The organism is Gayadomonas joobiniege G7, from assembly GCF_000300815.1.
GTDB lineage: Bacteria > Pseudomonadota > Gammaproteobacteria > Enterobacterales > Alteromonadaceae > Catenovulum > Catenovulum joobiniege.
Genome location: NZ_AMRX01000008.1, coordinates 234,616 through 247,738 on the forward strand (window position 1 = coordinate 234,616; position 13,123 = coordinate 247,738).

The window sequence follows — 13,123 nt, forward strand, 5'->3', positions numbered from 1 at the left end:
ACTAACAAAAAGGATAAATAATGACTCTTAATAAATTAACATCATCTGTATTTTTATTGGCCATCACTAATTCCGTATTCAGCGCTGATCAAACCCAAGCTGAGCGATTAGCCAATGCGCCCCAAATTGATTTAAGTCAATGGCAATTAGCCTGGCATGATGAGTTTGACTACCCGGACGATGAGCTGGATAAAAAATGGATATCGCAAAATGGACCAACAGAAAATGAATGGGTATTGAGCAGCCGATGGCGCGAGAATGCGATTGTTAAAGATGGTGTATTACATTTATTAAGCCGAAAAGAATCCCGTGGTGGCCAAGATTGGACCACGGGCAATGTTTGGACCAAACGCACTTTTGGTTATGGCTATTTTGAAGCTAAATTTAAATATGCTGGGGCTTATGGGACCAATAACTCATTTTGGTTCTGGCCAAGACAAGGGGTGCCAGAAGGGCAAAAAGCTTGTGAAATAGACATTAATGAGGGGCACTACCCAAACATTATTAATACTAATGTACACAACTGGACCGATACTTATACCTTGCCAAGTGGACGAGTAAGTCATGAAGACGATCAAAAACACTGGACGCTAAAAGGCGATCCAAATCATAAAATTGTTTTAAACAAATCAGTCAGGGTCACCAAAGTTCGCCTGACTTCAAATAATCCAGCATCCATCCACATTTCTGAATTTAAAGTTTTTGACCAAGATAAAACTGAAAATTTAGCACACGCAAGCGATACTCAGTTAAAAACCAATGGGGTTTTTAACAAGCTACCATCAAAACCCGAATATGCAATTGACGGACGAGAGGATACCCGCTGGGTATCTGCTAAACATGGTAAAAAATGGTTAGAGTTGAGTTGGTCGGAGCCAAAAAGCATTCAGTCTATTGAATTTAAGAATGGTTGGCTGCAAGAATATGGTGATTCAAAAGGCTTTTATCGTAACCTTATAAGTGACTATCGTCTTGAGTATTTTGCAGACAATCAGTGGCACACCGCAAAAGTATATAATGCTGCTGACGTTGCCGACTTTTCGCAGCAGTATCACACCTTTGGTTTAGAGTGGGATAAAGACTATTTTAAATTTTATTTAGATGGCAAACTTTATCATACCATGCGCAACAAAGTGTGTTTTAGCGAAACCAGCCTGTTATTCAGCTTAGCCATATTACGTGCAGGCATTGCGGGCCCAGTGACTGATGAGATTGATGGCACAAGTATGAAGATAGATTGGGTGCGCTACTACCAAAAAAAATAATAGAGGAACAGGCAATTTTATTTTATGCCTAAACATAACAAACCGGATCACAGCGCTAGCGACGACAGAGCTGTGATCCAAGCCGTACTCAACGGCCAACTGCAAGCTTATTCAATATTGGTAGAGCGACACCAAAGTGCCGTGAAAAGCAGTTTACGTTTGCGCTTGCCAATTGCGGCCGAGGCAGAAGATTTAACTCAAGAAGCCTTTATTTTAGCCTACAACAAACTTGTTGAGTTTGATCATAGTCAATCATTTGCAGCTTGGGTAAGGGGGATTGGCTTAAATCTAGTTAAGAATCACCGGCGAAAACAGGCGAGAGTTGAATTAGAGTCAGCCCATGAATGGGAGCTTGAGCAGTTACTCACCACTGAACTTGAGCACAATTTTGATTTTACGACCGAATCAAACAAATTATTAGCGTTAGAAACCTGTTTTGAAAAATTAAATGAACAATCGCGTGAACTCATGAGTGCTCATTATCAACAAGGTTTTTCGCTGGTTGAACTCGGCAAAAAGTACCAGTTAAGACATTCTGCAATGACAATGAGAATGTTTCGGATACGAGAAAAATTAGCGCAGTGTATTAATCGTCAAGTAAAGAGGTTAGAGGATGAGTGAGCAAAACCAGTTAACGTCAGCACAAATTCAATTACTCTCTGATTATATGGCAGGCGAATATAATGCTGCTGAGATTTTACAGCAATGCCGACACAGTCCAGCGTTTAAACGGGCACTCGTCGAGCAAGTTGGGACCGATCGCCTACTGAATATTAAATTGGCAGCAACCAACAGTTTGACCAAAGAGGCAATCATGGCTCGAATCAGCCCATCGAGATATCAGCAGCAAAAAACAATAAAAAGATGGAGTAGATGGGGCTACGGGATTGCTGCTGGCGTCCTTTTGATGGTGTCTATATTGATGTTTAATTCTTATCAAATTAACTCAAACAGGCTTGTTTTGGTGACTAAAGTCGCTGCGAGTGTATCAGCTTCGCAACCTTTGTTAGCTGGGCGCACTTTGCAAGTAGGGCGGCTGACGCTAGATTCGGGTTATAGTGAACTTAAACTCAATAATGGTGTGATATTGGTTTTAGAAGCACCGGTTGAGCTAAATATAAAATCGAATGATTTAGTGATTTTAACCAAAGGTAAGCTTGTCGCTAAGGTACCTGAAAATGCAATTGGTTTTAAAGTCGCCACGCCAAGCTCAGAAATTATTGATTTAGGGACTGAATTTGCAGTTGATGTGAATGAGGTTGGAGACAGTCAAATTCATGTATTAGATGGCGAGGTTAAAGCAAGGGGCAAGCAGTCACAGCGTTTTGAACATTTGCATAAAGATCAGGGGTTGAGCATAAGCATGAGTCAAAAAATTGCTCGTATTAAAAGTCAGCCCCATTTATTTATGCGTGTTTTGCCGGGGAAATCTGCTGATAAACCTGATTATTTGCATTGGTCGTTTGAGCAAAAAACGGCGATGGGTTTTGTGTCAAGCGGGACTATGAAAAATGCTAATGCTTTTCCAGCCATTGATCGCAGTGAACAAGAGGGTGGGGCAGCACTTAAACATGAATCTGGGGTATTTGGCAAGGCGGTTTATTTTAATGGCATTAATAACTGGCTTGAAACTGAATTTCCAGGCATTGCCGGTAATCACCCAAGAACTTTAGCCTTTTGGCTAAAAGTTCCAGCTGATTTTGATATCCATCAAGCATTTGGCATTGTCAGCTGGGGCGTCCAAAAAAATTATGCTTCGTGGCAAATTTCGCCGAATCCGTATCCACAAAATGGCCCACTTGGTCGACTTAGAGTGGGCACATATAATGCTCAGATAGTGGGTTCAACTGATTTAAGAGATGGCCAATGGCACCATATTGCAGTGGTCATGTATGGCGGTCAAAGTTCAGATATTTCGACGCATGTGCTTATTTATGTTGATGGTCAGTTAGAAAAAACTCATGGTAAATCTATCGCTCGCTTAAATACTCAGATCACCGACCAAGCGTCTCGGCCTCTATCTTTGGGGCGTAATATAGGTTATCGAGAAGAAGATGTATATGTTAGAGATAAATTTTTTCGCGGCGCTGTGGATGAGCTATTTGTTTTTGCCGCAGCCTTAGATCAACAGCAAATTATTCGGTTAATGAAACAAAATAAAATTGAAAAATAAAAGTGTCATTATTGTTTTTTGTTGACAAAGATTAGGGAGGATTACAAATACAAAAAGGTTTTAACGAATGCAAAAAATGCAAAAAACATTCAAGCGTAATAAAAAGGCAATGGCGGCACTGCTGGTTGCCTCAGCAATAACGACGCTGGCGAGCGGTTGTTCTGAATCAGACAAAGCAGAACAACAAACTAAACTTAATACGCAGGGCAGCACAGAAAAGTCAGATCCAAGCTTAGTGCTTGCAAATTTTGAACAAACACCAAGTGATTACAGCTTAAACAAAATAAATATAAATACTAAAACAGTTGCCAATGGTGAGTTTGGACAGGGTTTACAGTTAACTTTTTCAACTCAAGATAGAACTTCGGGCATAGAATTAAAGCCGAAACAGCCCTGGGTAGCCCCCCAGTTAGATCAGCTGGCATTTAAATATGACGTGTACAACAACGGTGATCATTCGGTGATGTTAAGCACCAATATTACAGGCCTAGATGGTAAAACCCAGCGCCGAACGGTTGCGGTAGATAAAGGTGAACGTATCACTTTGTATTTTGAGCTGGCTGGTTACCATTTAGATTTTGATACTGGCTTGCGAGACACCCCGCCTACATTTGATACTGATGAGCGAAAAATGGTCATTCGTGGCGGTAAAGCCGAGGTTGATTTTAGTAAAATATTTGCGATTAAAATTTATACCGAAACCCAAATTCGTCCGACTCAGGTGGTGATTGATAATCTACGCCTAGAAGCAACACCAGAGCCGAATAAAGGTTATTTAGCAGGCTTTGTTGATAAATTTGGGCAGCGTGCTGACATGGACTTTGAACTTAAAGTGCATTCCGAGGCTGAATTAAAGCGTATTGCGGACGAAGAATTAAAAACACTGGCCACGCCAGTTGATTGGCCTGAGCGTAGTCGTTTTGGAGGTTGGAAAAATGGCCCTAAATTGGCCGCGACAGGTTATTTTAGAACCGAAAAAGTAGAAGACAAATGGGCGTTAGTGGATCCCGATGGTTATTTGTATTTTTCAAGCGGTATTGCCAACTCGCGGATGTCGAACACCTCAACCTTTACTGGGATAGATTACAAAGACGACTCGGTTCGTTATATAGATCCTAACGATGTTACGCCAGAAGACTCACAAGGGGTCACAGGTGATTACCGCGAGGCTCAAAAAACGGCTTATGTGGCAAATAAGCTGCGCCACAATATGTTTCAGTGGTTACCTGATTATGACAGCCCATTGGCTGAACACTATGGTTACCGACGATCTGCACATAAAGGCCCAATGGAACATGGTGAAGTGTTTAGTTTTTACCGTGCAAACTTAGAACGAAGATACGGCCAGAGTGCACCCAATTCTTTTATACAAGACTGGCGTGAAGTCACTTTAAAACGTATGCAAAACTGGGGGTTTACCTCATTTGGTAACTGGACAGATCCTATGTTTTATCAAGACACTCAAATGCCGTATTTTGCTAATGGCTGGATCATTGGTGATTTTAAACGCTTGAGTTCAGGTTTTGATATTTGGGGAGAATTGCCCGATCCTTTCGATCCTGAGTTTGCTCGCCGAGCCCGAGTGACCACCGAAGTGATTGCCGACGAGGTTAAAAATAGCCCTTGGTGTGTGGGCATTTTTATTGACAACGAAATGAGTTGGGGTGGTGATGGCGCCCCTCAAAGACGTTATGGCGTTGTGTTGAACGCGTTATCACAACCGGCAGCCGAGAGTCCGGCCAAACAACATTTATTTAAGTTGTTAAAAGATAAATATGCCAATATTGATCAGTTAAATGTGGCTTGGGGCAGTCAATTAGTCGACTGGAAAACGCTGGAAAGTGGCGTAAATTACAAGGATAAAACCGAGTTCAGCCAAGGGTTAATTGATGATCTGGCATGGTTGTTAGGTGTTTATGCCGAACAATACTTTAAAGTGGTAAAAGAGTCGATTAAAGCTGTGATGCCAAATCACCTATATATGGGGGCGCGTTTTACCAATTGGGGAACTTCACCAGAAGTTCGCGAAGCGGCTAAAAAGCATGTTGATGTTATGAGCTTTAACTATTACCGAGAAGGGTTAGATAAAATGACATGGGGGTATTTAGAAGGGTTAGATATGCCAACCATCATTGGTGAGTTTCATATTGGTAGTACAGACTCAGGAAACCCAAACCCTGGCATTATTCATGCGCCAAATCAAAAAGAGCGTGCTGTCATGTATAAAAACTATATGGAAACTGCGCGCGATAATCCTTATATCGTTGGGGCTCATTGGTTCCAATATATAGACTCGCCGATTACTGGGCGCGCGCACGATGGTGAAAATTATAATGTTGGGTTTGTCACAACAACGGATATTCCTTATCCGCATTTGATTAACGCAGCGAAAGATTTTCATAGCGACTTATATAAAAAACGTTTTGCTGATTAACAAGCTGATCGACTAATAGCAGTCACAGGCCGTTACCTTATTAACGGTCTGTGCTGGTTTTTACCCTTCATTCTCAATCAATCCTATTATATTGGGCGATTTAGCCTAACACTTTTGTACCGAATCTTTCCCTGCTTAATAAAATATATCGGCTTTATAAAACATGTATCAGTGCGCTTTGGGATGTCAAAAAAATAAACTTTTTATTTACAAAGTTTAACTTCTCTATTATTGTTTTGTATGTGATTCTTTGTTTGTTATATAAAATATCTGCAAAAAAATAGTCAATAGGTTTATAAGAATATGAAAGTAATCAATTTTGTAAAAGCAAGTTTGCTTTTACCCTTGTTTGTTTTAAACGCAGGTTGCGAATCAAATGCCCCGACTGCCGAGCAAAACTCAGCTAAACCTAATCAAGTAGAAAAGGTTAAAAAACCCAATATTGTCATTATTTTTGCCGACGATCTGGGTTATGGCGATATTAGTTCATTTGGTGCCGAAGGCATACGAACCCCCAATATCGACTCTATTGGCAAAGAGGGTTTTATCAGCCGTGACTTTTTTATTCCTGCGAATGTTTGTAGCCCGTCGAGAGCTTCGTTATTAACCGGGCGGTATCCAATGCGAAACGGTGTGCCGCTGGCAGTACACGCCAATAAAAAACATCGAAATGCCAATTACGGTTTGTCCGCAGATGAAGTCACTTTACCAGAGATGCTTAAAGCGTCTGGTTATCGCAGCTTGGTAGTTGGTAAATGGCATTTGGGTTGGGAGCAGGGCTCACATCCGCTTGATGCGGGCTTTGATGAACATTTTGGCTTAATATCAAATTATCATCATACCGGTAAAAATAATGCTCGATACGAGTATATGAAAGATTTTGATAGCCTGTATCGAGGTCGCGAAAAAGTGGCTGAAAACGTAGATTTAAGGCAAGTTACTAAGCGATATACAGACGAAGTAATTGATTTTATTGAACGTGAAAAAGACGGCCCATTTTTTGTTTATTTTGCCCATAATATTGTGCATGCGCCGCATCGCCCCCGTGCTGAATTTGAAGGGACCTCTGAAAAAGGCAAATACGGCGATTTTATTCACGAAATGGATTACAGTACTGGGCGTGTATTAGCTGCTTTGGAGCGTTTAGGTTTAGAAGAAGATACCTTGGTTATTTTTACGTCTGATAATGGCGCTAATTATTCTGGTGACAATGGTATTTTAAATGGCGTTAAATACACCACTATGGAAGGCGGACACAGAGTACCTGCTATGTTTAAGTGGCCAGGTGTGATCCCTGCCGGCCAAGACTCTAATACGACTTTAAGTTCAATGGATATTTTTCCACTTATTGCGGATATTACCGGTAGTCAGATGCCAGCTGACAGAGTGATTGATGGTAAAAACATCATTGGTGTTTTACGTGGCGAAGAAACTGAATCGCCGCACAAGGTGCTTTATTATTACAACGGCACGAATTTACAAGCCATTCGCAAAGGTAAGTGGAAGCTTCACCTGCCGCGCACAGTGGCCGATCAACCGTTTTGGAATGAAAACGAAATTGGTGGCCGTATTTATGTTGAGTTAGATAAACCTATGTTATTTAATTTAGCGACAGATACAGGCGAGCGACATGATGTTGCTGATAAGTATCCTGAAATCCTTGCATCATTTAACCAAGATATAAAATATGCCCGTGAAGTTTTAGGCGATGTTAATGTCATCGGCTCAGATCAGCGAGTACCTCCGATGAAAAATCCACAAAAAATAAACCGTTGGTGGGTAAAAAATAAAACCTCTAAAAATTAATCATTATTGAGTCCCTGCGTTTGCCGCTGTCGAGCTAAATGACAGCGGCGAACCCTTGATAGGATCTTGCATGAAATTCGCTTTAAAGTTGTTGGTTATTTTATTATCGATTTACAGTTTTTTGACTATTTCGGCGACCGCACAGCAGCGTAAACCAAACTTTATTGTTATTCTGACCGACGACCAAGGTTATGCTGATTTGGGTGCATTTGGTGGTCACCATGTCGCCACGCCTAACCTTGATAAAATGGCCGCCGAAGGCTCAAAATTAACAAACTTTTATGTTGGCGGTTCTATTTGCACACCGTCTCGGGCCGCTCTATTAACCGGCTCTTATCCAGTTAGAAACGGCATGGCTGACCGAGTTTATTTGGCGAACGATAAATATGGCCTCCACTCGAACGAAATTACCATTGCCGAGCTGTTAAAATCGGCAGACTATAAAACGGGGCTGTTTGGCAAGTGGCATTTGGGTGACCATCCAGATTTTATGCCTACTATGCAAGGCTTTGATGAGTTTTTTGGTTTACCCTATAGCCATGATATTCATCCTTTTCATCCAAATAAAAAGCATAACTTTCCGCCATTGCCGCTAATGGAGATGGAGAAGGTGATAGAAACCGACCCCGATGCCGACTATTTAACGCGCAGGATCACTGAAAGAGCCGTTGAATTTATTGCTAACCATAAAGATCAGCCGTTTTTTTTATACCTTGCACATCCAATTCCTCATAGACCTATTCATATGTCCAAAAAATTTATGAAGAATGTGCCCGAATCTATTAAAAGTGTCTTAAAGAATGAAGTGGGGGTGGATTATAAAACGCGCGATAAATTGTATAACGCTTCCATCAGCGAAATTGACTGGTCTGTTGGACAAGTTTTAGAGGCTTTAAAGACACAAGGTATTGATGAAAATACCTTGGTTGTTTTTACCTCAGATAATGGACCCTCGGTTGGCAGCGCGGTCCCTTTGTCGGGGAAAAAAGGAAGCAGCTATGAAGGCGGTGTGCGAGTGCCTGCTATCGTGCGTTGGCCCGGTACCATTAAAGCGGGCAGCCAGCATGCACAAATAGTTACAGCAATGGACTTATTACCAACCTTTGCGGCATTAGCCGAGGTTGCCATCCCCAACGACCGAGTGATTGATGGTAAAAATATATTGCCCGTATTACTTAATAATCAACCTAGCCCTCATCAAGCCATTTTTTATCACACCAAAAGGCACCTTGATGCGGTTCGCGCAGGCAAGTGGAAATTGCATTTGGGCAATCCCAAAGGCACCGCAAAACATCAGCTGCATAGAGGTAAAGGGGCGGTTTCGGCAATGCCAGCGCTATATAACTTAGAAACGGATATTGCGGAGCGGAACAACTTGATCACCGAATTTCCAGAGGTTGTGAAACAATTAAAAGCCTTAGCCGACGATTTTAAAAAGAGCTTAAAAAACCACAGCCGACCGGTCGGCCAGATAGAAGGGCATTGATGTTAACCACATACGTTTGAGTAAATGCTAGTGAGTTAGCAGTTTTGTAGCTGCATATATGCAGTGAACATTGATTTAACTCTATATGTGGAGTATATTTTTATATAGTACACAAGTGGAGAGCCTAATCATGTCAGCCATAGATCAAGCGACTTTGACGCAAAACCCTGAAAAAACGGCTCAAGTTGCCCTGTCGGTGTTTTTTAATATTATGGCCGCTTGGGGGGTAAGAACGAAAGACCAGATCGTTTTACTTGGTAAACCTGCCGAATCAACCTTTTATAACTGGAAAAAAGGCAAAGCCTCTAATTTATCAGTTGATACACTTGAACGTATCTCCTATGTGATGGGCATATATAAAGCATTAGGCATTTTATTTCCGACCCGCGAACAAGCAGATGCTTGGCCCAAAAAACCGAATAAAGCCTTTAATAATGAGTCGGCATTAGCCTTTATGTTAAAAGGTAGCATGACACATTTGAGTGACTTGCGGAGATACCTGGATGCCCAACGAGGTTAATACCTTTTTACCTCACTGGGAAAAGCTACACAGATTAGTACCCAGTCACTTTCCGCCCATTGATTTATTTGAAAACGTTGCCTCGCCCGATGAGCTTGAGATAGTTTTTGCGATTGAATCCCTGACCAACGACAGGCTTAGAGAACAAGTTGGCGATTTAGCGCGAGTGCCAGTTGAAGAAAGAATTGCCGGACCCGGTTCAACACCAGTCATGGCAGCATTTACCCATATTGCGGTCGCCACTCGTTTTTCGGATGGCACTGAGTACGGTGTGTATTATGGCGCAAAAGATCTGAATACCGCCTTTGCTTAAACTATCTACCACCGCGAAAAGTTTTTAGCAGCAACCAAGGAGCCAGACACAGAGCTGACTATGCGTTGTTATATTAACCGAGTGGCATTAGCACTGCATGACATACGGGGCGAAACATTTGCACATTTACATGGTGAGGATTATTCAGCGCCACAAGCATTTGCCAAACAAATGCGTGCCAGTGGCAGCAATGGTTTATTGTATAACAGTGTGCGTGACAAAGGCGGTGAATGTGTTGCTGCGTTTAAACCTAAAGCGATCACCATTCCGGTTCAAGGTGGACATTACAAATATATTTGGAGCGGTAAAAAACAAAAAATAGAAAATATCCTGCAAGTGAGTCTGATTAAATAGTCTTATGGCAGCGAAACTCAATCATTTTTAGACGAAAGCTAGAAGGGGATAAAGCCGTAAAACGTTGAACACTTAAATTATCTAACAACATGATTTGCACTAGCTCAGTTACAAAAGCATGCCTAACAGTGTGGGCCGTTAAAAAATAAAGTTGCAAAAAATGACTCATTTGACTTAAATTAAAGCTCATTAAGCGAACAAACGCGCTAAAAACGGAATGATGAAATGCAAACAAAAAGGAAATCACCTGCCATGCCAGCCCAGCTTGAAAAAGCAAATGCCTATAACATAAATCAAACCGTACAACAGCGTTGTTTGCCCGTTCAACAAGAGGTTCATAGACACTCAATGTGTATGAGCACTAAAGCGGTATGTTTTTAGGAGAGTTTGATGAAGTTAATTTATTCTAGTGTATTTCTCTTAAGTTTTTTTTTATCGAGTTGTATGGCAACTAGAGCAAATCTTGGCGTAAACAAACCAAATACAGATGGTGATGCACCAATATTAGATTGATGTAAGAAGCAATAGCAAACATCAAAAGAAACCAAGGCTGTATTTATATCTATCTGATTTTAAGTTCTAAATCACTATTAAGAGTTTAAGGGAGCAACACGATAAAGCTAAGCAAAACGAAACCTTGTTATTTTAGGCAATCATTGTCTCGTTTTGGGCAAACAACGCTTTTCATTACTCCCTATACTCGTTTGTAAATCAAGAGCACAGAGAACAACACGGTTTTTGCTCTTAATAAACCAACAACACTCGTTAGGAACTATGCAAATGAACAAAGTTACTTTCCCAAATACGAATGGTCTGAACATCACACTCGCTGGCCTAATCAACTTTCCTGCTGATTTTGACAAAACCCAACGTTACCCAGCGATTGTTGTTTCACATCCAGGTGGCGGCGTTAAAGAGCAAACCGCTGGTACTTACGCGAAAAATCTGGCTGAACAAGGCTTCATCGCGATTGCCTACGATGCATCATACCAAGGTGAAAGCACTGGCGAGCCACGTCAGCTAGAAAATCCACACGTTCGTACTGAAGATGTGAGTGCCGTGATTGACTACCTAACCACATTAGAATACGTCGACAGCGACCGCATTGGTGCAATGGGCGTTTGTGCTGGCGCAGGTTACACCGTCAATGCTGCAATTAACGACCGTCGAATCAAAGCACTTGCCACTGTGAGCATGGTTAACATTGGTCAAATGTTCCGTAACGGTTGGGAGAACAACGTTAAAGACAACGAAGCAATGCCTTACATCGAGGCAGGCTCAGGTGCGAGAACATCGGATGCCACTGGCGCAGATATCGCAACCATGCCTTTAGCACCAATGAATGAGGCTGATGCTCCGAATGAAGAGCTTCGTCAAGCGTGGGAATACTACCACACTGAACGAGCGGCTCGCCCAACAGCACCGGGCTTTGCAACTGCACGCAGCTTAACTCAAATCATCACCTATGATGCGTTCTTCAAAGCAGAAGCCTTTTTAACTCAGCCACTTCTTACGGTGGTTGGCAGTGAAGCGGGCAGCAAATGGATGAGTGATGACTTGATGGAGCGAGCTGCAAGTAACGACAAACAGATGCATGTGGTAAACGGTGCAAACCATATGGAGCTTTATGATATTGAAGCACCTGTGTCAGAAGCAACTAAAGCGTTAACGGTTTTCTTCCAGCGCACTCTGTAACCAAACGATTAAAGCCATAACACAAGGTTAATGGCACGAGGCTCTAGCTTTGAGCCTTTTTTCCAAAGAATTAGGTAAAACGATTATGAATACTAAAAAAGTGACGTTCAAAAACGCGGACATGGCTTGGGATATGTCAGCACTAATTTTGCTACCAGAAGCGTTCGATGAATCAAAATGTTACCCAACAATGATCAGCGTTCACCCTTTTGGCAGCTGTAAAGAGCAAACATCGAGCGCTGTCTATGGTAAAGCACTAGCAGAACTGGGCTATGTCGTTATCGCCTTTGATGCGAGCTTTCAAGGTGAATCGGGTGGCGTACCTCGCTATGTTGAAGATCCAAGCCAACGCGTGGAAGACATCAGTCGTGTGATTGATTACGCCGTGACTCTCCCTTATGTAGATGCAGACCGAATCGGTGGTCTTGGTATCTGTGGTGGCGGTGCCTATATCTTTAATTCAGCACTGACAGAGAAGCGTTTGAAAGCAGTTGTCGGTATTACACCTGTTAATGTTGGACGCCTGTTCCGAGAAGGTTTCAGCATGCATGATCCTCTCTCTGCATTGGATGCAATGGCAACTCAACGTACTGCGGAGGCTCGTGGCGAAGCGTTACAAGTCAATGAACTTCTACCACCAAGTGTTGAATTTGCAAAAGAGAATGGCTTAACCGATCGCGATGTACTTGAAGCAACGGATTACTACAAAACGTCACGTGGTCAAGCAGAGAATGGTGCGACTCGTATGTTGTTCTCTCATGCTCAAAAGACACTAAGTTGGGATGCATTCGCCTTTGCTGAAACGTTAATGACTCAACCAATGATGGCTGTGATTGGTCAAAAAGTGGGGGCATTTGGCGCTTACCGAGATGGTCAGGAAATTTATGGTCGCTCATTTGCATCGAAAGATCGTCAACTGGTTGAGTTGGAAGATTGGTCTCATTATGAGCTGTACGATCATCCAGAAGCTGTGGGTTTAGCGATGGATAAGGTTGCGCCTTTTCTTGAAACTCACCTTAAGTAGCTGAACACCTAAGAAACTGAGTCAGTGACGATAAAGCGGTGGTATGCTTGCCG

The 13,123-nt window shown here is 42.1% G+C and carries 9 protein-coding genes and 1 pseudogene; all 10 read left to right on the forward strand.

Annotated features, from left to right (window positions below; all coding sequences use genetic code 11):
* Window positions 1-20: 20 nt before the first annotated feature.
* The 10 genes and pseudogenes from C727_RS0115790 to C727_RS0115850 all read left to right on the forward strand — a co-directional run bounded on the left by C727_RS0115790 (window position 21) and on the right by C727_RS0115850 (window position 13,070).
* The gene (locus C727_RS0115790) at window positions 21-1,265 is read left to right on the forward strand and encodes a glycoside hydrolase family 16 protein (RefSeq protein ID WP_017446624.1); all 1,245 of its coding nucleotides are present in this window, start codon (window positions 21-23) and stop codon (window positions 1,263-1,265) included.
* Window positions 1,266-1,289: 24 nt separating this feature from the next.
* Entirely contained in the window at window positions 1,290-1,886 is a 597-nt protein-coding gene (locus C727_RS18750; protein ID WP_017446625.1) for an RNA polymerase sigma factor, read from the forward strand.
* Window positions 1,879-3,438: a LamG-like jellyroll fold domain-containing protein gene (locus C727_RS0115800; protein WP_017446626.1), complete on the forward strand. Its 1,560-nt coding sequence runs from the start codon at window positions 1,879-1,881 to the stop codon at window positions 3,436-3,438. Before C727_RS18750 ends, C727_RS0115800 begins: the two co-directional genes overlap by 8 nt.
* Before the next feature lie 67 nt (window positions 3,439-3,505).
* A complete protein-coding gene (locus C727_RS0115805; RefSeq protein WP_017446627.1) occupies window positions 3,506-5,872 on the forward strand; it encodes a hypothetical protein in 2,367 nt (788 codons plus the stop codon).
* Between the two features lie 303 nt (window positions 5,873-6,175).
* Complete coding sequence (locus tag C727_RS0115810; RefSeq protein WP_017446628.1) at window positions 6,176-7,678, forward strand: sulfatase family protein; 1,503 nt, start codon at window positions 6,176-6,178, stop codon at window positions 7,676-7,678.
* Between the two features lie 70 nt (window positions 7,679-7,748).
* Window positions 7,749-9,164 (forward strand): sulfatase family protein, encoded by a 1,416-nt coding sequence (locus tag C727_RS0115815; RefSeq protein ID WP_017446629.1) that lies wholly within the window; start codon window positions 7,749-7,751, stop codon window positions 9,162-9,164.
* Between the two features lie 130 nt (window positions 9,165-9,294).
* On the forward strand, window positions 9,295-9,684 hold the full coding sequence (locus C727_RS0115820; protein WP_017446630.1) for an MbcA/ParS/Xre antitoxin family protein: 390 nt from the start codon (window positions 9,295-9,297) through the stop codon (window positions 9,682-9,684).
* Window positions 9,668-10,351: pseudogene (locus C727_RS18755) on the forward strand (RES family NAD+ phosphorylase). The gene C727_RS0115820 and the pseudogene C727_RS18755 overlap by 17 nt, the downstream one beginning before the upstream one ends.
* Before the next feature lie 780 nt (window positions 10,352-11,131).
* Window positions 11,132-12,046: an alpha/beta hydrolase gene (locus C727_RS0115845; RefSeq protein ID WP_017446636.1), complete on the forward strand. Its 915-nt coding sequence runs from the start codon at window positions 11,132-11,134 to the stop codon at window positions 12,044-12,046.
* 85 nt (window positions 12,047-12,131) lie between these two features.
* Entirely contained in the window at window positions 12,132-13,070 is a 939-nt protein-coding gene (locus tag C727_RS0115850; RefSeq protein ID WP_017446637.1) for an alpha/beta hydrolase, read from the forward strand.
* Window positions 13,071-13,123: the final 53 nt, after the last annotated feature.

Excerpts from the sequence above, each read along its gene's own strand:
- C727_RS0115790 (WP_017446624.1), top strand. The coding sequence starts at position 21 with ATGACTCTTAATAAATTAACATCATCTGTATTTTTATTGGCCATCACT.
- C727_RS18750 (WP_017446625.1), top strand. The coding sequence starts at position 1,290 with ATGCCTAAACATAACAAACCGGATCACAGCGCTAGCGACGACAGAGCT.
- C727_RS0115800 (WP_017446626.1), top strand. The coding sequence starts at position 1,879 with ATGAGTGAGCAAAACCAGTTAACGTCAGCACAAATTCAATTACTCTCT.
- C727_RS0115805 (WP_017446627.1), top strand. The coding sequence starts at position 3,506 with ATGCAAAAAATGCAAAAAACATTCAAGCGTAATAAAAAGGCAATGGCG.
- C727_RS0115810 (WP_017446628.1), top strand. The coding sequence starts at position 6,176 with ATGAAAGTAATCAATTTTGTAAAAGCAAGTTTGCTTTTACCCTTGTTT.
- C727_RS0115815 (WP_017446629.1), top strand. The coding sequence starts at position 7,749 with ATGAAATTCGCTTTAAAGTTGTTGGTTATTTTATTATCGATTTACAGT.
- C727_RS0115820 (WP_017446630.1), top strand. The coding sequence starts at position 9,295 with ATGTCAGCCATAGATCAAGCGACTTTGACGCAAAACCCTGAAAAAACG.
- C727_RS0115845 (WP_017446636.1), top strand. The coding sequence starts at position 11,132 with ATGAACAAAGTTACTTTCCCAAATACGAATGGTCTGAACATCACACTC.
- C727_RS0115850 (WP_017446637.1), top strand. The coding sequence starts at position 12,132 with ATGAATACTAAAAAAGTGACGTTCAAAAACGCGGACATGGCTTGGGAT.